The sequence below is a fragment of the Paludibacterium flexuosum genome (assembly GCF_037076605.1).
Lineage (GTDB): Bacteria > Pseudomonadota > Gammaproteobacteria > Burkholderiales > Chromobacteriaceae > Paludibacterium.
The window spans coordinates 2,836,994-2,858,541 of the sequence record NZ_AP029060.1 but is presented as its reverse complement, the minus strand read 5'-3'; the positions used below and the strand labels follow the sequence as shown (position 1 = coordinate 2,858,541).

The 21,548-nt window shown below is 59.7% G+C and carries 19 protein-coding genes; 11 read left to right on the top strand and 8 right to left on the bottom strand.

What is annotated here, in order from left to right; genetic code table 11:
- Window positions 1-69 precede the first annotated feature (69 nt).
- Window positions 70-669 carry a response regulator transcription factor gene (locus AACH39_RS13600; RefSeq protein WP_215778689.1) on the bottom strand — a complete coding sequence of 200 codons (600 nt, stop codon included), beginning with the start codon at window positions 667-669 and terminating at the stop codon, window positions 70-72.
- Between the two features lie 134 nt (window positions 670-803).
- Complete coding sequence (locus AACH39_RS13595) at window positions 804-3,182, bottom strand: penicillin-binding protein 1A (protein WP_215778691.1); 2,379 nt, start codon at window positions 3,180-3,182, stop codon at window positions 804-806.
- 110 nt (window positions 3,183-3,292) lie between these two features.
- Here AACH39_RS13595 and AACH39_RS13590 point away from each other — a divergent pair, with 110 nt between their 5' ends.
- From AACH39_RS13590 to AACH39_RS13545, 10 genes are all read left to right on the top strand, one after another.
- A complete protein-coding gene (locus AACH39_RS13590) occupies window positions 3,293-4,138 on the top strand; it encodes a hypothetical protein (protein ID WP_338620375.1) in 846 nt (281 codons plus the stop codon).
- An 8-nt stretch (window positions 4,139-4,146) separates the two neighbouring features.
- Window positions 4,147-4,662 carry a PilN domain-containing protein gene (locus AACH39_RS13585; RefSeq protein ID WP_338620373.1) on the top strand — a complete coding sequence of 172 codons (516 nt, stop codon included), beginning with the start codon at window positions 4,147-4,149 and terminating at the stop codon, window positions 4,660-4,662.
- 29 nt (window positions 4,663-4,691) lie between these two features.
- Window positions 4,692-5,150, top strand: coding sequence for a hypothetical protein (locus tag AACH39_RS13580; RefSeq protein WP_338620371.1), 459 nt, complete (start codon window positions 4,692-4,694; stop codon window positions 5,148-5,150).
- Complete coding sequence (locus tag AACH39_RS13575) at window positions 5,150-5,521, top strand: pilus assembly protein PilP (protein WP_338620369.1); 372 nt, start codon at window positions 5,150-5,152, stop codon at window positions 5,519-5,521. Before AACH39_RS13580 ends, AACH39_RS13575 begins: the two co-directional genes overlap by 1 nt.
- On the top strand, window positions 5,518-6,840 hold the full coding sequence (gene pilQ / locus AACH39_RS13570; protein WP_215778703.1) for a type IV pilus secretin PilQ: 1,323 nt from the start codon (window positions 5,518-5,520) through the stop codon (window positions 6,838-6,840). The genes AACH39_RS13575 and pilQ overlap by 4 nt, the downstream gene beginning before the upstream one ends.
- A 75-nt stretch (window positions 6,841-6,915) precedes the next feature.
- Window positions 6,916-7,449, top strand: coding sequence for a shikimate kinase (locus tag AACH39_RS13565; RefSeq protein ID WP_215778705.1), 534 nt, complete (start codon window positions 6,916-6,918; stop codon window positions 7,447-7,449).
- A gap of 1 nt (window position 7,450) precedes the next feature.
- Window positions 7,451-8,551 carry a 3-dehydroquinate synthase gene (gene aroB, locus AACH39_RS13560; protein ID WP_215778706.1) on the top strand — a complete coding sequence of 367 codons (1,101 nt, stop codon included), beginning with the start codon at window positions 7,451-7,453 and terminating at the stop codon, window positions 8,549-8,551.
- A 245-nt stretch (window positions 8,552-8,796) separates the two neighbouring features.
- A complete protein-coding gene (locus tag AACH39_RS13555; protein WP_252346101.1) occupies window positions 8,797-9,174 on the top strand; it encodes a tetratricopeptide repeat protein in 378 nt (125 codons plus the stop codon).
- A gap of 159 nt (window positions 9,175-9,333) precedes the next feature.
- Window positions 9,334-10,443 (top strand): putative lipopolysaccharide heptosyltransferase III, encoded by a 1,110-nt coding sequence (gene rfaQ / locus AACH39_RS13550; RefSeq protein WP_215778707.1) that lies wholly within the window; start codon window positions 9,334-9,336, stop codon window positions 10,441-10,443.
- A 19-nt stretch (window positions 10,444-10,462) separates the two neighbouring features.
- Window positions 10,463-11,554 carry a glycosyltransferase gene (locus AACH39_RS13545; RefSeq protein ID WP_338620368.1) on the top strand — a complete coding sequence of 364 codons (1,092 nt, stop codon included), beginning with the start codon at window positions 10,463-10,465 and terminating at the stop codon, window positions 11,552-11,554.
- A gap of 4 nt (window positions 11,555-11,558) precedes the next feature.
- On the opposite strand, the gene asnB is transcribed toward AACH39_RS13545, so the two are convergent.
- Window positions 11,559-13,427, bottom strand: a complete 1,869-nt coding sequence (asnB, locus tag AACH39_RS13540; protein ID WP_338620366.1) for an asparagine synthase (glutamine-hydrolyzing) — start codon at window positions 13,425-13,427, stop codon at window positions 11,559-11,561.
- Window positions 13,428-13,692: 265 nt separating this feature from the next.
- Here asnB and AACH39_RS13535 point away from each other — a divergent pair, with 265 nt between their 5' ends.
- Window positions 13,693-14,598 carry a hypothetical protein gene (locus AACH39_RS13535; protein WP_338620364.1) on the top strand — a complete coding sequence of 302 codons (906 nt, stop codon included), beginning with the start codon at window positions 13,693-13,695 and terminating at the stop codon, window positions 14,596-14,598.
- Here the strand turns inward: AACH39_RS13535 and AACH39_RS13530 are convergent.
- The 5 genes from AACH39_RS13530 to msbA form a co-directional block, all read right to left on the bottom strand.
- Window positions 14,562-15,776 carry a glycosyltransferase gene (locus AACH39_RS13530; protein ID WP_215778711.1) on the bottom strand — a complete coding sequence of 405 codons (1,215 nt, stop codon included), beginning with the start codon at window positions 15,774-15,776 and terminating at the stop codon, window positions 14,562-14,564. The genes AACH39_RS13535 and AACH39_RS13530 overlap by 37 nt on opposite strands.
- Window positions 15,773-16,903: a glycosyltransferase family 4 protein gene (locus AACH39_RS13525; protein ID WP_338620361.1), complete on the bottom strand. Its 1,131-nt coding sequence runs from the start codon at window positions 16,901-16,903 to the stop codon at window positions 15,773-15,775. The genes AACH39_RS13530 and AACH39_RS13525 overlap by 4 nt, the downstream gene beginning before the upstream one ends.
- A gap of 61 nt (window positions 16,904-16,964) precedes the next feature.
- Window positions 16,965-18,137, bottom strand: coding sequence for a glycosyltransferase family A protein (locus tag AACH39_RS13520; protein WP_338620359.1), 1,173 nt, complete (start codon window positions 18,135-18,137; stop codon window positions 16,965-16,967).
- Window positions 18,138-18,336: 199 nt separating this feature from the next.
- Complete coding sequence (locus tag AACH39_RS13515; protein ID WP_338620357.1) at window positions 18,337-19,767, bottom strand: hypothetical protein; 1,431 nt, start codon at window positions 19,765-19,767, stop codon at window positions 18,337-18,339.
- The gene (gene msbA, locus AACH39_RS13510) at window positions 19,767-21,539 is read right to left on the bottom strand and encodes a lipid A export permease/ATP-binding protein MsbA (protein ID WP_338620355.1); all 1,773 of its coding nucleotides are present in this window, start codon (window positions 21,537-21,539) and stop codon (window positions 19,767-19,769) included. The genes AACH39_RS13515 and msbA overlap by 1 nt, the downstream gene beginning before the upstream one ends.
- Window positions 21,540-21,548: the final 9 nt, after the last annotated feature.

The window sequence follows — 21,548 nt, the reverse complement described above, 5'->3', positions numbered from 1 at the left end:
TTGTGATAAAGGATGACAATCAATTAAATCAGATTAATCTGACAAGCAAAATCAAGATCCTGCAGGGGTTCAGGACAAGCCGTTCATGCGGGCGTATTCCGCCAGGTCCAGCGTTGTCTTGAGGTTAAGCTTGGTCAGAAGACGCATTTTGTAGGTACTGACGGTCTTCGGGCTGATGCAGAGTGCCGAAGCAATTTCCTTGTTTCGACTGCCGCCGGCGATAAAGCGCAAGACGGCCAGTTCGCGCCGGCTCAGTACCGGCACTTCCTGCGCCACCTGCTGGCTGCCCACGGGGAAACAGCGATAGCCGGAACGAACCAGTTGTACCGCGTACAGGATCTCCTGCATCGAACTGGATTTGCTGACATAGCCGCAGGCCCCTTGTTCGGCAGCACGCGTCACATAGATTTTCTCTTCGCGTGAACTGAGAACCAGCACCCGGATTTTCTTGTCAACCAGGCAAACCTGACGGATCAGGCCCAGTCCGTCAAAGGAAGACAGGGCCAGATCGAGAATCACCAGATCCGGCACATGCTGACGCACACATGCCAACGCATCCGCGCCACCGCTTTCTCCGACCACACGACAACGACCATCCTGCTCCAGATAGGTTTTCAGAGCCATCCGGATAGGGGGGTGGTCATCGATCACCACGACTGAACTTATCATCACTACTGCCCCGCATGTGTATTTGGTGCATGCAGGGTACTCAATCAGACGATGCAAATCTTGATGATAGATTCAGGACAAGAAAAAACCCCTCGCGCAGGCGAGGGGTGTGAGTTGGAACAGACAACAGACGGTCAGAACAACTGGTCTTTGACCTTCTCGACGGCATCAGCCGGCGGGGGCGCATCCGGGGTGGCTGCAGGGTCCGCGCCGCCCAGGATGGCAGAGGCATCCGGGGCCACCGGAACGGTGCCGCGATTGTTGATCTTGATGTCCGGATTGGGGGTCTGGAACTCATCGTAGTAATACTCGTCCCCCCCCCGCATACCCGCGCCAGGCTTGACGGTAATGCCCGCCGGCATTGGCAGGTCAACCTCCGGCTCCTTCTTCAGGGCATTGGCCATGTAGTTGATCCAGATCGGCAGCGCGGCGGTACCGCCATAGCCATACCGCCCCAGACTGCGCGGCTGGTCATAGCCGACCCAGGTGGCTGCCACCAGCCCCGGATTGAAGCCGACAAACCAGGCGTCCTTGAAGTCACTGGTGGTACCGGTCTTGCCGGCGATATCACTGCGTCCCAGCACCAGTGCGCGCGTGGCCGTACCGTATCTGATCACATCCTTCATCATATTTGTCATGATGAAGGCATTGCGCGGGTCGATCACCGGGGTGCCGCCCTGACCGGCCACGACAGGCTGGGTCTTGGCCAGCACACGGCCGGTCGAGTCTTCGATGCGATCAATGAAGTAGGCATGGGTGCGGTAACCGCCGTTGGCAAGGGTCGCATAGGCTTCCGCCATCTGCAGCGGCGTCACCGAACCTGCCCCCAGAGCCATCGGCAGGTAGGCCGGATGCTGCTTGGCCGAGAAGCCGAAACGCTGGATGTACTGCTGGGCATAGTCAGTACCGATGGCCTGCAGCAGACGTACCGACACCAGGTTGCGCGACAGCGCCAGGGCATGGTGCATGGTAATCATGCCCATGAATTTGCCGTCATCGTTCTGCGGGGTCCACATCTTGCCCGAGCCATCCTGCGGGTCGAAGCTGAACGGGGCGTCATTGATCATGGTCGATGCCGTCAGACCGCGATCCAGCGCCGCAGAATAGATAAAGGGCTTGAAGGTCGAACCCGGCTGACGCCAGGCCTGGGTCACGTGATTGAAGCTGCGGCGGTTGAAGTCAAAGCCCCCCACCAGCGAACGAATCGCGCCCGTCCGGGTATCCAGAGAGACGAAGGCTCCTTCGATTTCCGGCATCTGGACAATTTCCCAGTAACCCTTTTCATTGGCACGAATGCGAATCACCGCGCCCGGGCGAATCTGTTGCTGCGCCGGCACGCGCGAACCTATCGCTCGGCGGGCGAAGTCGAGCCCTGCCCCATTGATGATGGCAATCTTGCCACCGCGCATGTAGGCACGCACCTCGCCCTGATTGGCGCTCTGCACGATGGCAGGCTGCATGTCCCCGCTGTCGCGGATCTCGGACAGGGCATCATCCAGCGCCATGTCCAGGTCCTCGCCCTGCAGGTTGTTCATGTCGACGAAACTCTCCGGCCCGCGATAGCCATGCTTGCGGTCAAAGTCAATCAGCCCGGCGCGCAGGGCATCATAAGCCCACTGCTGGTGATGACTGTCGATCGTGGTGTAGACCCGGTAACCCTCGGTATAGGCATTCTCGCGGAAGCGGTCATACATGGCCTGGCGCACCATTTCAGCCACATATTGAGCCGGGAAGCCGTTGTTGTCGGTCTGGCCGGCAAACACCAGCTTTTGCGCCATGGCCTGCTGATACTGGGCATCGTTGATGAAGTTCAGCTCTTTCATCCGGCGCAGAACGTACTCCTGACGCAGCTTGGCCCGCTCCGGATTGACGATCGGGTTGTAGGCGGAGGGCGCCTTGGGCAAGCCGGCCAGCATGGCCATTTCTGCAACAGTCAGATCCTGCAGATTTTTCCCATAATAAGCCTGGGCCGCGGCACCGAAGCCGTAGGCACGCTGGCCGAGATAGATCTGGTTAAAGTAAAGCTCAAGGATCTGATCTTTCGACAGCGCATGCTCAATCTTGAAAGCCAGCAGCGCTTCGTTGAATTTCCGCGTGAAGGTCTTCTCGCTGGACAGGAAGAAGTTCTTCGCCACCTGCATGGTGATGGTACTGGCGCCAGAGCGCGCATGGCCGGTCAGCAGGTTGCCAATCGCCGCGCGCATCACACCGGTATAGTCAACCCCGCTGTGCTGGTAAAAGTTCGCATCTTCTGCCGCGAGAAGGGCATTGATCATCTGCTGCGGCACCTCGTGGATGCGCAGAAACGACCGGCGTTCCTCGCCGAATTCCCCGATGAGGACATTGTCCGCCGAGTAAACACGCAGCGGGATCTTCGGCCGGTAGTCGGTCAGCACGTCCAGGCTGGGCAGGCGGGGGTACGTTATGATGATTGCTATCGCCAGGGCCCCGGCTGAAAGCACCACCCCACCCAGAAACAGCCCTGCCAGAATCGCAAATATTCGTTTAAACATGGTTTTCCAGTATTTCGCTGAAACACGGATTATACGACGTGTGACGCCCAGTTGATAAAAACCTGGCTATCCCTGTCTCGGGACATGCCGCGACAGGGAGGATACGGATCTTGTGGCGCCAAAAACTGATGAATCTGACTCGGCCTGCACCTGCGACCATCGCGATCGGGCTGGAATGGCGAACCGAGCGCCTGGCCCTGGTCTCGCTTGAGCGCACGAACGCCGGGGCGCCCCCGGTACTGCATGCCCACGCCTGCCTTTCTCTGCCCACCGACTCGCCGGAAGCCGCCGCCCTTCGACTGCGGGAAACCTGGCAACGCCTGGGCCTCAGCGAAACCCGGGTGGCGGTGTCTGTGCCGATCCCCCCGGCCACCGTGCGGATTGAGACGTCCCCCGCTGCAGCCACACCCGCCATGGGCCGGGTTGAGGCCGAAATGCTCCTGACCGACAACCATGAACAACCCGCCAGGCGGCTTGTCGCCTCCCTGCCCGCCCCCTATCTGACCGGTTTACTCGACACGCTGACACGAGCCGGACTGGAGCCGGTACAGCTACAGATCGACTGCCTGGCCATGCTCACCGCGTGCAGCTACACCCCCTCCTGGCTGCAGGCCGAGTGCCAATCCTGCGCTCTGATCATGATCAATGGACAAACCATTCAGTGGTGGCATCAGGAGCCCGCGACGCCGTTCTCCCACGCCGTGCAACAAGCCGGAAACCCCGACGAATTGCACGAACAACTGGCGCGAGAACTGCCGGACATGTTCTATCTGGCCGGGCCGGCCGCCCAGACACAGCCCTTGCTGGCCTCGCTGCAATCCCGCTGGCCGAAGCAACGCTACTGCAGCAATCCCTTTGCCGGCATACGGCTGGTCAATGAACAAGACCGCCGTCCACTAGCCGCCAACGCCTCGACCCTCTTTGTTGCCTACGGGCTGGCATTGGGTGCTGCCTGATGGCCGGCATGCCCACACCGCCGGCACGTCCATGGGCCAGACTGAATCTGCTGCATCAGCAGCAGGCCGACCGTGCCCTCTGTCGACGCCGCTGGCTGCTCGCCCTGCTGTTGCCTCAGTGTTTCATTCTAGTCGGCTGGCTAATCGTGCAAGGCAGCCGGACCACGCAAATCACCACGACACACGAGGTCACCGCGCCCGCCCAGAGCGATCTCTGGTGGCGCCAGCGCTGGCAGACCGGGCACGACGACGCGCTGCGTCTTCTTGTCCTGCTGGAACACGCCACGCCGTCAGGCGTGGTCCTGAAAGAGGCTTCGCAGCTGAAAGACGAATTTCGCCTGACGGGTCAGGCCAGTCACCCCGGGGTTTTGTCGCACTTCGAGCAGCAGCTGCGGCAGCAAGGTACCTTCAAGCAACGGATTCATCGGGAGGCCTCGGCCGGGGTGGCCCAGGGTCGCCCCGTCAGCGAGTTCTTGCTGGTACTGGCCAGGCCCCCCGTCAACAGACCGGAGAGCACGCCATGAGGGCGCGGCCATGGCCTGCGCCCTGCAGGATGACACGACGCCGGCAATGGCTGTTGATCGGCCTGTTCAATCTGCTCATCGGCATCGTCGAATATAGCTTGCTGCGACACAGCCTGCCTGCCGTCCCGGATCAGCCGCATGCCCTGTCTGCCGCCCCCCCTCCCGCCGTGATGAGCGAGGCGCTGGCGCGCTTGCGGCCGGACTGTGAAATGGCCTTTATCCGCGATGCCGCAAAACGACTGCAAATCACATTGTTGCTGAGCCCGCCGGAGACCATGGGCGATCATCAGGACCGGGTCGAGGCTTCGGCGCGCTTGCTGGCCACCGGGCACTTCCATCCATTGCAGGCGCTGTTGGCCGAGATCAGTCAGCACCCAGCCGCCCTGCTTGTCGACGAGCTACAGCTGACCCGGGCAAGCCAGGGTCGGCTGGATCTTCAGGCGCGTGTTCGCTGCCTGCAACCCGGCACCATGGAGGAAGCTGCCTGATGCGCAAACTGCTTTGCTACGGACTGCTATGCGGATCGATAACCAGTCAGGCTGATCCGGCCCTTCGGACTCCGTTTGACCCGCAGCGCCTGAGTACCGGCAAGGGCGTGGCCGGCCTGCCCAGCATGGATGCAGACCGATTTGACCTGTCACAGCTCAAGCTGGCGGGCACGCTGGTTCGTGGCAGCAAACGTCTGGCGCTGCTGCAGGATCAGCATCAACAGGTATACACCGTCCGGGTGGGTTCCTTGCTGGGCCATGGCCACTGGCAAGTCACCCTGATCGGCGAGTCGCACATCGCCCTGAAGCCGGTCGGCGAGGCGACGCCTTCAAGCCGTGGAGAGCGTTATCTGCATATGGAGACCCCATGAAAACAATTTGGCATGTCGGCTGGCTGACTGTTTTATGTCTGGGCGGGGCGGTACTGCCGGTCTGCGCTCAGGAAGAGCAAGGCAAGATCACGCTGAACTTCCAGAATCTGGATGTACGGGCAGCCCTCTACGCCCTGGCGGATGAGGCAGGCAAGGACATGATCGTCGGAGACGCTGTAAAAGGACAGATCAGCATCAAACTGCAGGACGTCCCCTGGGAGCAGGCTCTGTCACTGATTCTGCAGGCACGGGGACTGGAGCAGCAGCGTATCGGCAAGGTCCGCTATATCTCCGCCAGAGATGAATTGCTGGGGCAGGAAAAGCAACGCTACGAAGCAGGCCAGCAACGCAAGATGCTGATCGCGCCGCAGATGCAGGCCTTCGCTTTGCGCCATCGCCAGGCGGAGGAAATGCGCAAGATTCTGGAACAGGGGCGTTTGCTCAGCGAGAAGGGCAGCATGCTGGTCGACCCGCACAGCAATACGCTGTTTGTGCATGACACGCCGGAGAATGGTCAGAAAATTCAGCAACTCCTCGAATTGACCGACACGCCGCGTCAACAGGTGATGATTGAAGCCAAGATCGTCGAGGCCAATGACCACTTCAGCCGTGAGCTGGGCAGCAAACTCAACTTTGCTCGACTGCCGACCCGAACATCCCAGGCCTCAAGTCACGACAAAGGCAACGGACGACCTCGCCCGGGTTTGTGGCAACCCTATTCCCCAGATTCACGCAGCCTGCCCTCAGGGGTAGATCTGCCCGTCGCCACCTCGTTCGGCTCGATTGCCGCCCTGTTCAAAGCCAGTGCCGGCACCTTGATCAGCCTGGAACTGCAGGCCATGCAGGCGGAGGGACAGGGCAAGCTGGTCTCGACCCCCCGGCTGCTGACCGCCGATCGGCATGAAGCCACCATCGAGGAAGGCAACGAAATGCCGGTGCCGCGCATGTCATCGCGCGGAACCACTGCGGTCGACTTCAAGAAAACCGCCCTGAGCCTGAAAGTCAAACCCACCATTGCGACCGATGGCCAGAGTCTCTGGCTGGAGATCGAGATCAACAAAGACTCACCAAACTACCGCCAGGTTAATCTGACGCCGTCCATCGATACCAAGCGCATCCGGACTGCCGTTCAGGTCGAGAATGGCGGCACCGTGGTACTGGGCGGGATTTATGTGGACGAGCAACACGCGATGAACAGCCAGGTCCCCTGGCTGGGTGACATTCCCTTGCTGGGATGGCTGTTTCGCCACAATACCAAAAAGCACTCGCGGCGCGAGCTGCTGGTCTTCATCACGCCGCAGATTGTCTCGCAAAGTTGAGCCTGCAGTCCTCTCGCCCCTTCTAGCCTGAAAGCCCAAAGACAGATTGTCCTACCATCAGATAGAATGGATGACATGGGAACATTGGCAGGCAACTTTTTTCTGGTCGGGCTCATGGGCGCCGGCAAAACCACCGTCGGGCGTGCGCTGGCACGCAAGGCGGAGAAAACCTTTTATGATTCCGATCAGGAGATCGAAGCCCGGACCGGCGTGCGCGTCGCCACCATCTTCGATATCGAAGGCGAGCCACGCTTCCGCGAACGGGAGGCCTGCGTCATTGCCGATCTGGTCAAGCTCGACAATATTGTCCTAGCAACCGGAGGCGGCGCGGTACTGAAAGAGCAGAACCGCAGGCTGCTGGCGCAGCATGGCACCGTAATTTATCTGCGGGCCAATATCGATGACCTGCTGACCCGTACCCAGCTGGATCGCAATCGCCCGCTGCTGCGAACTGCCGACCCCCGTGCCAGGCTGGCCAGCCTGTTCGAGGAGCGAGATCCGCTCTACCGGGAGATCGCCGACCTGGTTATCGACACCACCCAACAGAACGTCAACACGCTGGTCGGCCATCTGGAAGAGCAGCTTCTCGCCCTGACCGGAAAACACTGACATGATCACGCTCGACCTGACGCTGCCGGATACCCGCTACCCGATCCATATCGGAGAAGGCTTGCTGGCGCAGGCCGACCTGCTGCTGCCCCACATTGCGGGCAATCAGGTCGCCGTCGTCACCAACCAGACCGTTGCGCCGCTGTATCTCGCCAGGCTGAGCGCGGTCCTGACTCAGCATGGCATCCGGGTCATCCCGGTGATTCTGCCGGATGGCGAGGATCACAAGAACTGGCAGACCCTCAATCTGATTTTCGACGTACTGCTCGCTGAACGCTGCGAACGCAGCACCACCCTGATTGCCCTGGGCGGCGGGGTCATCGGGGACATGACCGGCTTTGCGGCCGCCTGCTACCAGCGCGGCGCCCCCTTCATCCAGATCCCCACCACCCTGCTGGCCCAGGTCGACTCCTCGGTCGGCGGCAAAACCGCCATCAACCATCCTCAAGGCAAGAACATGATCGGGGCGTTCTACCAACCCCGCGCGGTCATTGCCGACATGAGCCTGCTGGCCACCCTGCCCGATCGCGAGTTCAACGCCGGTCTGGCCGAAGTCATCAAGTACGGTCTGCTCGGCGATGCCACATTCTTTGACTGGCTGGAAACCCATATCGATGCCCTGCGCTCGCGCGATGCCGCGACACTGCAGGAAGCCGTGCGCCGCTGCTGCGAAATGAAAGCGCAGATAGTGGGCCAGGACGAAAAGGAAAACGGCATCCGTGCCCTGCTCAATCTCGGACACACCTTTGGCCATGCCATTGAAGCCGGCCTCGGCTTTGGTGTCTGGCTGCATGGCGAAGCCGTGGCCGCCGGGATGGTCCTGGCCGCAGCCGCCTCGCAGGCGCAGGGCTGGCTGTCAACCAGCGACCTTGCGCGTATCCGGGCACTGATCCAATCCGCCGGACTGCCCACCCGGGCGCCGGATCTGGGCTTCGAACAGTGGATGTCGCTGATGAGCCACGACAAGAAGGTCAGTCAGGGGCAGATCCGGTTTGTATTGTTGCAACAGATCGGCCAGGCTGTTATCGAAAAAAACTTGTCTGACAAGATCTTGCGAACGATTCTCTCCGCACCGGAACTGCTCGAACCAACCAGCGCCTGACGATTCTCCAGCCCGGTAGCCGGTCCCGCGCCGGCTATGGCGCCATTCCAATGGCAAGCCCGGGCAAGCGGTCCATTCTACTCACCCGGCATTTGTGCGCCTGGCCCTGTCCACCCCTTCGTCACACCTCCAATATCCCAAACGCATAATCCACAGCGTGCCGCTAAGGATTTCTACGGATTGCTTGTTAAAAACGTTCGTCCGAATAATCGAGCACAAAACAAAACAAAGCACGAGGGATTAGCATGATGTTGCTTACAGCAATGGCCAGCAGTCTGGGGTGCATGTTGGCCTACTACGGTATTCGCAAGCTCTGGAGAACTGTCCGTTACACCAAGCCGCGCCATCGGGGCATCGACCCGGTGGGAGAAGCCGAAGTGTTTCTCGCTTACGGCAGAACCAAGGAAGCCGTGCGCGTTTTGCGTGATGCGCTGCGCGACGAACCGGACAATCTCGCCGCCAAGGTCACCTTGTTGCGTGCCTACTCCACCGACGGCAATGTACGCGCCTACAGCTCGCTGGCCTGTGATGTCCAGGAGTCGCTGCGCGGTCAGGCTGTCTGGAGCACCATCCAGCGCAACGGCCGTGACATGGATCCTGGCAATCCGCTGTTCAATGCCTGAAGAACACTTGACGTCAGTAGCACCCGACACCGGCCAAGGCCGGTGTTTCTTTATGCAAAGCTCCCCAGCAAGGCACTGAATACGATAGAATCTGCGTCATTTCAATATCAGCAAAAATGACTTTTCTGCCCGTCCTGTTGTGCCATTCGGCAGGTCGGCATGATCGGAGAAGCCATTTCCTCCGCCATGACACCCCCCATTTCCCCCCCAGCCCGTATCCTGCTCATCAAACTGCGCCATCACGGCGATGTGTTGCTGTGCACCCCGGTCATCCACGCCCTGCAGGCATCCTATCCCGCAGCAGAGATCGACATGCTGCTGTATGAAGAGACACGGCCGATGGTTCAGCACCATCCCGGCCTGAGCCGGATCTGGGGTCTGGACCGCAGCGTGCGGGGCTGGCGGCGGCTGGCGCACTGGCTCGGCCTGTACCGTCAGCTGGCCAGGCGGCATTACGATCTGATCATCCACCTGTCGGATCAAATGAACGCGGCACTGCTGACCAAAGCCTTGGCACCGGCAAACTCGGTCGGTTTTGACTACCCCAAGCGGCGCAACAAGTATTGGCGCAGCTGTTTTCGCCATCTGGCGCCGCTGGCCGAGTCCGACACCCTGCACACCGTCGAGCAGAACCTGCTGGCATTGCAACCGCTGGCACTGACTGTCAGCGACGAAATGCGTCGCTGCCGCATGAGCTACTCGTCGCAGGACCGGGAACACATCCAGCAGCAATTGGCACGCCTGGGCATCCATGGCACCTATATCGTGGCGCATCCGCCTGCCCGCTGGTTTTTCAAATGCTGGGAGGATGAGCGTTTTGCCAGCGTGATTCAGACCCTGGCCGATGATGGCTGGCCGGTGATTGTCACCGGGGGCCGCTCGGTGCAGGAGCAACAGTTGGTCGACAACATCATGCAGCAAGTGCGCTCACCTCGCGTGCACTCTCTGGCAGGACAATTGTCGCTGAACACCCTGGCGGCCCTGATCGATGGTGCCCGCCTGTTCATCGGCGTGGACTCCGTCCCTATGCATATGGCGGCCGCGCTGCAAACCGACTGTGTCGCCCTGTTCGGCCCTAGCAAGCTCAACGAATGGCATCCCTGGATGAATCGCGCCATCGTGATCAATGCCGCAGATCACGGGCCGTTGCCACACCCGGATGCCATCGACACCTCGACGACACAGCGCTATCTCTCGGCCATTCCGGCCGAGACGGTCCTGAACGCCTGCCAGCGTCTGCTGCGACCGCAAAACGATCATCCGGCATAAACCGCCAGCAGGAATCGCCATGACTCAAAACATTTTGTTCATCATCGACGGACTACCGGGCGGGGGCGCGGAACGCGTGGTCCTGACACTGGCCGGCGAGATGGCACGTCGCGGACAGGATGTCACCATCGCGTCCTTGCGTGATCGTTGCGACTACCCCATTCCCCAGGGTGTTCAACTGCTGGTCATCCAAGATACTTACCGCGGTCCCCTAAAGCGTCAAACCGAGATCCGCCGTCGGGCGGCGCAGCTGGATCAGGCGCTGCGCCGGCATTACGCCGGACGCCAGGTAGACCTGGCCGTGTCCAACCTGCCGAAAACCGACCGCATCGTCGTCGCCTGCCCCTTCCTGAAGAACGCATGGCTTTGCCTGCACTGCGCCATCGAGGCCGGTCAACTTCAAGATAAGCGTGGCCTGAAACGCTGGCTCAAGCATCGCCAACTGATTCGCACCTACTCGGGACGAAAATTGATCACGGTTTGCCAGGCTCTGCAGCAGGACGTACTGAAATGCGGGATTCGGCCGGCCAAGATGGCGGCCATCTACAATCCGTTTGATCTGGAGGACATCCGCAGACAGGCGGCAGAGGATCCGCTGCAGATGGCAGCCCCCTTCCTGCTGCACGTCGGGCGCATGAACAGTCAAAAGCGCCATGATCGCTTGCTGGAGGCTTTCAGCCTGAGTGGCTACGAAGGCAGGTTGGTACTACTTGGCCAGGGCGCGGGCATTGAACAGGACGCCTTGCAACAACAGGCTCGCCAGTTGGGCATCGAGGACCAGGTCGTGTTTGCCGGCTTCAGCACGAACCCCTACCGTTACATGCGGGCGGCCCAGGCGCTGGTGCTCAGCTCGGACTATGAGGGATTCGGCAACGTGCTGGTGGAGGCGCTGATCTGCGGCACGCCGGTGGTCAGTACACGCTGCCCCTACGGGCCGGATGAAATCATGACGGGCGACCTGGCCCGGGGACTGAGTGAACTGACGGCCGAATCCCTGGCCGCCGCCATCCGGCGCGTGGTCAGCGCCCCGCCGTCCATCGACCAAGAGGAGCTGCAGCGCTTTACGCTGACCCGTACCGTCGATGCCTATCTCGCACTGGTGGGGCAATAGCGCCTCATTCCCCCTGTTCGTCAGCCACCAGCCGCTGCAGCTGGGCCAGACTCTCGTCCAGGATCAGCAACTGCAAGACCTGCTCGGCCAGAGCCCGATCTCCCTGGCGGTAGGCCTGAGCAAACGCATCGACAGCGCCAGCATCCAGTTGCCCGCCGGTTAATGCGGACAGCCGCCGCCCCAGGCCTTCGAAGCGGGGCGCCAGACTGCCTTGCAGCCAGCCATGCAATGGTGGATTGAAGCCTCGTTTTTTGCGCTGGAAGAAATCCGGCGGCACGGCAGGATGCATGGCGCGCCGGAAAATCAGCTTGGCCGGACGGGTATAGCGCGTTTGAGCCGGCACGGACAGTAAAGTCTGATACAGACGATGATCCAGCAGTGGCGGTCGGCCCTCCAGGCCATGCGCCATGGTGCACAGATCGGACTTGTTAAGGATATAGTCCGGCAGATAGTTGGCAAAATCGATGGCCAGCAACGTTTGCAGGGCATTGTCGGCCTCATCGGCCGCCACCCCGGTCGCTTCGGCCTCGCGCCAGTAACTCAGGCGAGGCAGTGGCCTGCCCCCCTGCAGAAATCGTCGCTGCCCCGGTGTCAGGCCTGAAAAGCGCAGGGAATAGGCTTCTCGCCAGTCCATGGCCATTTCTGTCGCCAGCTTGCCACTCCCTTTGGCCGACAGTTGCGGGCAGACCGGCAATGGCAGTCGCAGATGGCGCCGCCAGCGCGTGCGCAGATGCTTGTTGACCCGCTTGTAGCCAGCCAGCAGCTCATCCCCCCCATCCCCGACCAGCACCACCTTCACGTGCCGTGTGACCTCACGTGCCAGATACCAGGTCGGGAAACTCGAGGGATCGGCGAAGGGCTGATCGAGATCTGCCACAATCCGCGCAAAATCCGCTGCCAGGTCCTGCGGCATGGCCACCGACACATTTTCCAGCCCGAGGCGCTGTGCCGTGTCAGCCGCGTCCCCCGACTCATCCATCCCGGAGCCGGGAAAGGCCGCTGTGAAGGTGCTGAAGCCGGTCAACGACTGGGAGGCCAGACGACTGGCAATGACGGTGGAATCGACCCCGCCGGACAGCAGCACCCCCAGAGGACGGTCGGCCACCGTTCGCATGGCCACCGCCTCATCCAGCACCGACAGCCAGTCACCGGACTCTGCCGTCGGCTGCCAGTAGCGACGCTTGTTCAATTCGCCGGACTTCAGGTCATAGCTCAGGCAATACCCGTTCTCCAGGCGCTGGACATGGCTGAAAATCGTGGCGGGAGAGGGAATGTAGCGATGAGCCAGATAGGCATCGATGGCCTGTGCAGAAAACTGGCGCCTGTCTTTCGGCAGAACGGGCAACACAGCACGGACCAGTGAGCCAAAGGCAAACAGTCCCTCTCCATGGCTGTAGACCAGCGGTTTCTCTCCCATACGGTCACGTGCCAGATGCACCTTGCCCTGACGCAGGTCGAGAATGGCAAAGGCAAACATGCCGCGCAGACGCTGCAGCAGGCCATCCAGCCCCCAGGCCAGATAGGCATTCAGGATGAATTCGGTATCGGAGTGGGTATGGAAGACCGCACCATCAGCTTCCAGTGCCTGCCGATCAGTGTCCCAGTCATAAACTTCGCCGTTATAGCAGATCCACACTTGGCGATCGGCGCTGGCCATGGGCTGGTTGGCAATGGGGCGCGGATCAATGATCGCCAGACGGGCATGCAGCATGGCATGATGCGCCGCCTGATCCGCCGCCAAGGGATGAAAAGCCTGATCCAGCAGCAAGCGGCTGGCGTCATCCGGTCCCCGGCGGGCAAGCTCGGCCAACATGGCATCGGTTACGGAGGGGGCAACGGGAGAGGCAGAAAAGTAACCGGCAATTCCACACATGGCAGGTCGGCACACTCGAATGGGAAAGCGTGAAATTGTAACTGATCGCTCCGGGAGCGTCTGCCTGTCCGACGACATGGGCTCACCAGCAATCGGATTTTTCCGCGCTGATGCGCTATGATCTTCACCACTCGTTTCCCATACCGCGCAAACGCACGACGACTACCAGACAGACTTCCGCACCGTGAACCATTCAGACCCTAGCAGGCCCGCGTTCCTGATCACCATCGATACCGAAGGGGATAACCTTTGGGGTACCGGCCCGTTGAGCACCCGCAATGCCGCCTATCTTGAACGCTTTCAGCTGCTGTGCGAGCAATATGGCTTCAAGCCTTGCTACCTGACCAATTATGAAATGGCCATCGATCCGGTCTATCAGGCCTTTGCCAGAGATGTCATTGCCCGAGGAACGGGCGAGATCGGCATGCACCTGCACGCCTGGAACAGTCCGCCGGCCCACCCGCAAACCGACCATGATGGGGAAGACAAGGCCTACCTGATTGAATATCCGGATGATGTGATGCGCAGCAAGGTCGATACCATGACCAAGTTGCTCGAGGATACCTTCTCCATCAAAATGATCAGCCATCGTGCCGGCCGCTGGGCTTTTGACCGTCGATACGCCGAACTGCTGCTGGAATATGGCTATCAGGTCGACTGCTCGGTCACACCCCATATCGACTGGGGGGGTACGCCAGGCAAGCGTCAGGGACAGGGCGGCACCGACTACCGGCATTTTCCCACTGGAGCCTACTTCATCGACCCGGACGACATTGCCCGCCCAGGCCACTCGGCGCTGCTGGAAATCCCGATGAGTACCCGGCTCAAATATCCGGCATGGTTGCGCGCGACCCGACGCACGCTGGACCGGCTGCGCGGCAAGATCCGACCGGACTCGATCAGCTGGCTGCGACCCAAGCGCGACAACCTGGCCGAGACCCTCTCCCTCACCAACCGCATCCTGGCCGAAGGCAGCGATTACCTTGAATTCATGCTGCACTCTTCAGAATTCATGCCAGGAGGGAGTCCGACCTTTCCGGACGAGGCCAGCATTGAACAATTGTACCGGGATATGGATCAGCTGTTCCGGCACATTGCCAGCCGTTGCCAGGGCATGACCCTGGCCGATTACCATCAGCGTTTCGTGGCAAAATCCGCCAGCAGGCCATAAAACTGTTGCAGATATTGGGCCTGGTCATAACGGGGCAAGGCCGCTTCAACCAGGCAGGCCGCGCTCATGGCCTGGTAGCCTGCCGGCTCTGACGCCAGGGCGGTTACCGCCTCGGCAATCGCCTCAGGCGCCAACATCCGGGTCTCCACCAGCAGATCCTGCTGCGGGTCATACACGCGACGGGCGAAGGCAACACTGGCGCCGGTGAGAGCCTGATAGCCCGATACATCAAGGGTTGGCGTCAGGCAACGACCGGTTTGCCCATCCCGGACCACCTCGGGCAGACCATCGACCATGCAGGCTATCACGGGCACGCCATACGCCATGGACTCGATGCAAACCAGAGGCATGGTTTCATGCATCGAGCTCATCACAAAGAGATCAATCGAACGATAAAACCCGGCCATGTCATCACATAGGCCCAACAGGCGAACATGATCAGCCAGGCCCTCACGGGCAATCAGACGCTCGATCGCACCACGCTCAGGGCCCTCCCCGGCAATGCTGAGCTCGGCGTCCACGCCCTGTTGTCGCAGCAACTTCAACGCCAGCACCACCAGCCCCACCGCCTTGAGCGGAACGAGACGAGCGGCCACACCAAGACGCAACGGCCGGTCCTGCGGCAAACAGCGAACCGGGGCATCCGTCACATGAAGATCGGCGCGCAAAGGGTTCGGGCAGAGATGCACCGGAAAAGAGACGCCATGTTTGAGCTGCAACATGCGCTGCCCTGCCCGCGATACCGCAATGGCGCCATCTACATAGGGCAGAAATCCCTGCAACTGAGCCGGCGCATGCTCATACCAGCTCATGCCATGCTCGTAGTAAATCAGCGGGCATCCCAGATCGGGCGACAAATGAAAGTCAGTAAACTGATTCCATGCCAGAACAACATCCGGCCGGATAGCTCGGATCTGTGCCAGCCGGTTGCGAGCCCGCAGACCCGCCGGACGACGGGGCAACTTGATGCCATGCCAGACTTTGGGCGACACCAGCGTCCTGCTGCAGCGCTCGACAATCGGGCGAAAGCGGGGGGCAAGGTTCAGGCTGTCGGCAATGGTATGGTGTTCCACCTGCCATCCCTCAGGCACCGGGGCCTGAATCAGGCTGGCATACATCGACTCCACCCCGCCGATGCGGTCCAGATCAATGAGATGCGCGATGCGCAAGCGGGTCATGTCGACTCCTGACGACCCGCACGGGCCAGTGCCTGGCGGTAACAGCCCAGCATGCCCTGCATCATGTGATCGAATGACATGTGGGACAGCGCATGCTGATAGGCATTCTCGCGCAAGCGCTCCGCCAGCGCCGGATCCTCGAGCAGGCGACTGACCGCCTGCTGCAAGGCCGCGGCATCACCCGGGGCACACAACAGCCCGGTCTGCTCATGGCGAATCATCTCCGGCAGCCCGCCCACCGTGGTGGCAACCACGTTCTTCTTCATCAGGAAGGCCTGCGCCACCAGACGGGTCTGTGCCTCCGTACCGATGGACGCCACCACCACGATATCCGCCAGTGCCAGCCAGTGCTCGATGTCCGCCTGATAACCCAGGAAACGGATGCGACCACTCTCCAGCGCCGCACCGGCCTCGGCCAGTACCTGCTGCTTGTAACCCCTGGTCTGGCCAGTCGCCTCGCCAAGCTGGATGGCAACCACATCATCACGACAGTCAATGATCTGACGGCAGGCCTGCACGAAAAATAGCTGTCCCTTGTCCGGACGAATCATGCCAACATTGGCCACGACTCGCGCCGCCGGCGCAATCCCGAGCTGAGCACGCAGTGCTGCACCGTCCAGACCAGGGTGGAAACGTTGCTCATCGACACCGGCCACCGCGACATAAACGCGGGCAGAATCGGCGAGACCATCCTGCTGCAACATTTCGCGAATGCGGCCAGCCGTCACCACGATCCCGTGATTGCCGTAACGCCAGACCAGTTTTTTCAGTCCACTGGCGCCAATCGGGTCGGTCACATGCCGGGAACGCACCACCGGCAGGCCGCCAAACCACTTCAGATAGGCACCATACGTACTGTCCCGGTTGCCGTGGCAATCGATCAAATCAATCTGCTGCTCTCGCACAAAGTGGCGCAATGTGCGCAAGGTGGCAGGATTCATCGAGCCACGAATTTCCATCTCCAGCAGCGGCAAACCCCGCTGCCGGGCCTGTGTCAGGATTGCCGATCCCGGGCGCGCGACAATCCAGCAGGGATGTCCGTGCGCATTCAGCCAGACGGCCTGTTCGACAATCCGCAGCTCCTGGCCGCCCCAATCCATCGACGATTCAATATGCGCAATGCGCATGCCAACTCCTGTCTATCCTCGAAAAAAACGGGCGATCCGATCATCGCCCGACGATCCGGCCTCAGAAACGGGGAGAAACCTGCCGGAGCAAAGACCGATATTTCCACCACCGGCTTCGCGGCCGCTCGACCGGATGTTCAAAGCGCTGATCGGACAGGATGGTCCAGGTGAAATTCAGAAACATCCGGCTGTGCCCGTAGCCATGACCGACATGGGCCAATTCACGGCGCTTGCGGCTGTCAGCAGCCGAATTGAACGACAGATCACGAACCAGGCTGTGATAGGAACGCTGACGATCGATATCCGTGCGCTCGATACAGTAGATCCTGCTTGGCAAATAGGTCTGGAAGCTGCCGCGCGCCTTTTGGTACTTCACAAAACGGAAGTCCTCGGCACCATAGTGACCGGCAAACTCTTCATCATAGCCATGACATTCAAAAAACCGGCCACGTGACATGACAAAGAAATTGGAATGCCCCTTGTAGGTTTTGCCCTCGGCATCCCGGCGGCGCATCTTGTAGAGTCGCTTGCCGCACGAGCCGCGCGTCAGCAGCTGCTGCATCGATGCCAGCGGCAACTCATGATCCAGGTCCGTCATCAGTATGGTATCGGCACGTGCATACACCACCCCCAGATTCCGGGCCCCGGCCTGATTCCAGCGAATGTCCTGATCAATGCGAATCCAGGTCAGGTTGAGCGGCAACTCGGGAATCTGATACTTGATCGGCGAACCATCATCAACAATGACAAACTGCACCTGGGCGCGCACCTCTGGCGGATACGCCGCATAACGCTCCAGCAAACGCGTGACCGAGGTAATGTCCTGCTGATTGCAATAAAAATGGGTGATGTAGGCCAGCTTGATATCGGAAAAATCACGCTTGATATTGTGATGCACATCCAGACGTTCGGGATGCAGCAGCGAACCATAGACATGGCCAAGCATCTGCCAGACATCGCCACCGAGCGAGTCCTGCTGCAGGATGACCGGGTTTTGCAAACCCAGATAGCCACTCGCGCCGGAGTGGGCATTGGCCGCCGGATCCAGAAACAGGTTCAGGTCCGTCAACCGGTTATAGATAAAATGATTGATTCGTCCTGCGGCGATCGCCTCCTCCGCCCGAAGATGAGTGGCCAGCAGGGTAGTCGGATGGAAGAAGGCATAGCGTGCCACCTGACGGTGATCCTGCTCGCTGAAAGTCTGGATCAGATCGGGTTCTAACTGTTTGAGCACCTGCCTTACCGCAACGCCGGATTCGGTCCGCACGGCCTGCAAGCCTGCTGCCGTCATTCGCGCATGGTTCGAGGCCCCGGCCAAAATGTGAAATTCATACTGAGGCGCCAAAGGTCCCGACAACAAGTTGATTAACCATTCGATGGCCTGATCTGAAGCTGCCGTGGCAACGAGGGCAATCTTTCGCAAAGAGGGGGCTTTATTCATGACCTGGATTTTCATTAACTTGAGCAATTTTGGCGGATGACTGCTCGTAATCACAAAGCATCAGCAAGAAACCACTGATAAAGAAGAACATCTCCAGCATATGATCACGCCAGATATCGTCAAAGAATCCGCGCATCGTCATCCCCATGACAAAAATCGCCAGGGCCAGCCCGGAAATCATCTTCCTCTGATAAAAATGTCTCAAGCCGTAGCCAATCAGCCAGCCCAGCAACATCAGCCACAGGATGAAACCGGGAATCCCGTTCGACAGGGTAAAGTTGATCATGCCGGAATGACTTTGTGTCGTGGTGGTATACCCATAGTACTTCTCGACGGCACGATGAAAATTCTCGGCATACCAGCCCATACCCAACGGCTCTTTCAGCACCATTTGATAACCGATTTTTTGCCAGGCAATGCGCTCATAGGCAGAGACGTCCACCATATGGCCATTAGCCATCACGGGGTAGGCATGGTGAGCCTTATCGAGCCAGGCAAGGTGATGAGTGGTATCCAGCGCCAGAGGCAAGGTTTGTTTGAAGATCGTCCATCTGGGATCTGTTTTCCAGGAGGTCACCCCAATACCGGCAATCACGGCGACCGCAAGCAAGATAAACAGCGTTGTTTTGCGGCGCCCCCATTGCGAGCCACGCATCAACGAAACCAGGATGGTAATCGACAAAAGATTGGCTACGATCCCCACCGTAGCATTACGCGTCACCAGCCCAAGCTGTGACACCAGCAAAATCAGCAGCACACAACAAAGGCCAATTCTCGAGCCATGAAACAGACTGCGGCCCATGGCAAGTCTTACCGCGATTTCTGCAAACACAAAAACAAGCGCCATGTTGAAATAGACACTCAGCTCAAATCGGGAGTATGCCAAACGGGTAAAACCAAGGGGGAGCAGGCCGGACTGATGCCAAAGCGAAACAAAATCAGCCAATTGAACCAGAGCCAGCAACGTCATGGCCAACAGGATCAACCACAAACACTGCATGCCCCGCTTTGCCTCAATGCGATTTACTGCTAGAACAGGCAGCAAGGTCAGCCCCATAAAACCGGTCTCAAGGGCACGCAGCCATTTGCCATTCAGCTGTTGCAAGAAAACGCTAGTCGAAGGGGAGTGCCAAAGCCCGGTAAGCACAATCCAGCCAGTGAGAACACCAACGAGCAGCAATGGTCTCCTGAATGCCCGCCAGTGAAGGGGCAAGGCATGGCCACGGAACACCAGCCAGGCCTGCAGCAGGAACAAAGGGATGAGTACAAAGTTTCTGTGGAATGGCAATTGCCCGTTGGGAATCGGCCAGATCACCAACAACAACAAGGTCATCAGCAATACCAGCCATGCCTGCGCACGATAGCCATCAGGGGCGCGGTATTGCCCCAGAAAGTCCGGCAACAACCTTGGCAAATAACGCATCAGGTCCGCCCCTGCTCTACACCAGGCTCGGCAAACTGCCGCGAATGCAACATGGCGTATAAACCCTGCCGGGCCATCAGTTGCTGATGGTTCCCCAGCTCCTCAATCTCACCCTGGTGCATGACCACAATCCGGTCGGCATTTTCGATGGTCGACAACCGGTGGGCAATGACGATCGTGGTGCGATCCTTCATCAGGTTTTCCAGCGCGGCCTGCACCAGCCGCTCGGATTGATTGTCGAGCGCCGAGGTCGCCTCATCGAGCACCAGAATCGGCGCATTCTTGATCAGGGCCCGGGCAATCGCCAGACGCTGGCGCTGGCCTCCGGACAACAAGGCACCATTCTCGCCGATCATGCAATCAAAACCACCGGGCAAACTTTCGATGAACTCGAGCGCATTCGCCTGACGGGCGGCCTCGATCACCTGCTCACGGCTAACCTCGCCAAACGCGCCATAGGCGATATTGGCAGCAACCGTATCGTTGAACAGCACCACATCCTGACTCACCATGGCAATCTGCGCTCGCAGGTTATCCAGCCGAATCTCATTCAAATCAACCCCGTCGAGCAGGATCCGCCCGGAACTGGGGGTATAAAAGCGCGGCAACAGGCTGACCAGCGTCGTCTTGCCGCTGCCCGAGGCCCCGACCAGGGCAATGGTCTCCCCGGCCTGCACCTGCAGATCAAAACATCGAATGGCTTCCTTCTCGGCATTCTGATAGCGGAATGCAACCTGTTCGAAGATCAGATTACCCTTTACCTTGTCGAGCTTGCGCGTGCCGTGATCGACTTCCGATGGCTCGTCGAGGAAGGTGAACACGCTTTCTGCCGCCGACAGGCCTCGCTGCAAGGACTGGGAGATATTGGTAATGCGCTTGATCGGGGCAAACATCGCCGACATGCCGGTAATCAGCGCCACAAATGTCCCGGCCGTCAGCTGGCCATGCTGGCCGCGCAACAAGGCAAAATGCACCAACCCGGCAAGGGCCACCGAAATGATCAGCTGGGTCACACTGGTATTCATGGCAGATGCGGCACTTTGCTTGACCTGATTGCGACGGATATCCTGTGCCGCCATGGCAAAACGCTCGGACTCATGCGACTGGCCACCATACACTTTGACCACACGCTGGCAGTCGATGGTTTCACTCAGGACCTGGGTCAGTTGCCCCATCTGGTGCTGACTCAGGCGAGTCAGATTACGCAATCGCTTGCTGATCAGACTGATGCAGATCCCCACGGCCGGGAACACCACGAAACAGATCAGGGTCATGCGCCAATCGTAGTAAAGCAGCATGCCGAGCAGACCGATCACGGTACAACCATCCTTCACCGACACCGTGAGCACATTGAATCCGGCATCCGTCACCTGATTGACGTCATAGGTCACACGCGACATCAGCCGGCCGGAGGTATTATTGTCGAAATAGGCCACCGGCATATTCAGCAACTTATTGAAGACTTCCTGTCTCAAACGTTGTACCAGATGGCCAGTCAGCCAACTGGTGGAATACTCGTTGCCATAACTGCTGATCCCGCGGACCAGGAACAGCAATACGATCAGCGGCGGCAGATAGCGCAGCGCGGCGGGATCCTTGGAGATGAACCCCTCGTCGATCAGGGGCTTCATCAGATTGACAAAGGCCGGCTCGGTCGCGGCGGAAACGGTCATGAACACCAGCGATGCCAGAAAAACCTTCCAGTACTGGCGCAGATAGGTCAGCAAGCGGCGATAGAGCGCCAGATTATTTCTGCGAGGGGTGTCGGTCATTACGTTCAG

Bases quoted from the DNA above. Each gene is read 5' to 3' on its own strand.
- AACH39_RS13600 (WP_215778689.1), bottom strand. From the start codon at position 669: ATGATAAGTTCAGTCGTGGTGATCGATGACCACCCCCCTATCCGGATG.
- AACH39_RS13595 (WP_215778691.1), bottom strand. From the start codon at position 3,182: ATGTTTAAACGAATATTTGCGATTCTGGCAGGGCTGTTTCTGGGTGGG.
- AACH39_RS13585 (WP_338620373.1), top strand. From the start codon at position 4,147: ATGCCCACACCGCCGGCACGTCCATGGGCCAGACTGAATCTGCTGCAT.
- AACH39_RS13580 (WP_338620371.1), top strand. From the start codon at position 4,692: ATGACACGACGCCGGCAATGGCTGTTGATCGGCCTGTTCAATCTGCTC.
- AACH39_RS13575 (WP_338620369.1), top strand. From the start codon at position 5,150: ATGCGCAAACTGCTTTGCTACGGACTGCTATGCGGATCGATAACCAGT.
- pilQ (WP_215778703.1), top strand. From the start codon at position 5,518: ATGAAAACAATTTGGCATGTCGGCTGGCTGACTGTTTTATGTCTGGGC.
- AACH39_RS13565 (WP_215778705.1), top strand. From the start codon at position 6,916: ATGGGAACATTGGCAGGCAACTTTTTTCTGGTCGGGCTCATGGGCGCC.
- aroB (WP_215778706.1), top strand. From the start codon at position 7,451: ATGATCACGCTCGACCTGACGCTGCCGGATACCCGCTACCCGATCCAT.
- AACH39_RS13555 (WP_252346101.1), top strand. From the start codon at position 8,797: ATGATGTTGCTTACAGCAATGGCCAGCAGTCTGGGGTGCATGTTGGCC.
- rfaQ (WP_215778707.1), top strand. From the start codon at position 9,334: ATGATCGGAGAAGCCATTTCCTCCGCCATGACACCCCCCATTTCCCCC.
- AACH39_RS13545 (WP_338620368.1), top strand. From the start codon at position 10,463: ATGACTCAAAACATTTTGTTCATCATCGACGGACTACCGGGCGGGGGC.
- asnB (WP_338620366.1), bottom strand. From the start codon at position 13,427: ATGTGTGGAATTGCCGGTTACTTTTCTGCCTCTCCCGTTGCCCCCTCC.
- AACH39_RS13530 (WP_215778711.1), bottom strand. From the start codon at position 15,776: ATGACCCGCTTGCGCATCGCGCATCTCATTGATCTGGACCGCATCGGC.
- AACH39_RS13525 (WP_338620361.1), bottom strand. From the start codon at position 16,903: ATGCGCATTGCGCATATTGAATCGTCGATGGATTGGGGCGGCCAGGAG.
- AACH39_RS13515 (WP_338620357.1), bottom strand. From the start codon at position 19,767: ATGCGTTATTTGCCAAGGTTGTTGCCGGACTTTCTGGGGCAATACCGC.
- msbA (WP_338620355.1), bottom strand. From the start codon at position 21,539: ATGACCGACACCCCTCGCAGAAATAATCTGGCGCTCTATCGCCGCTTG.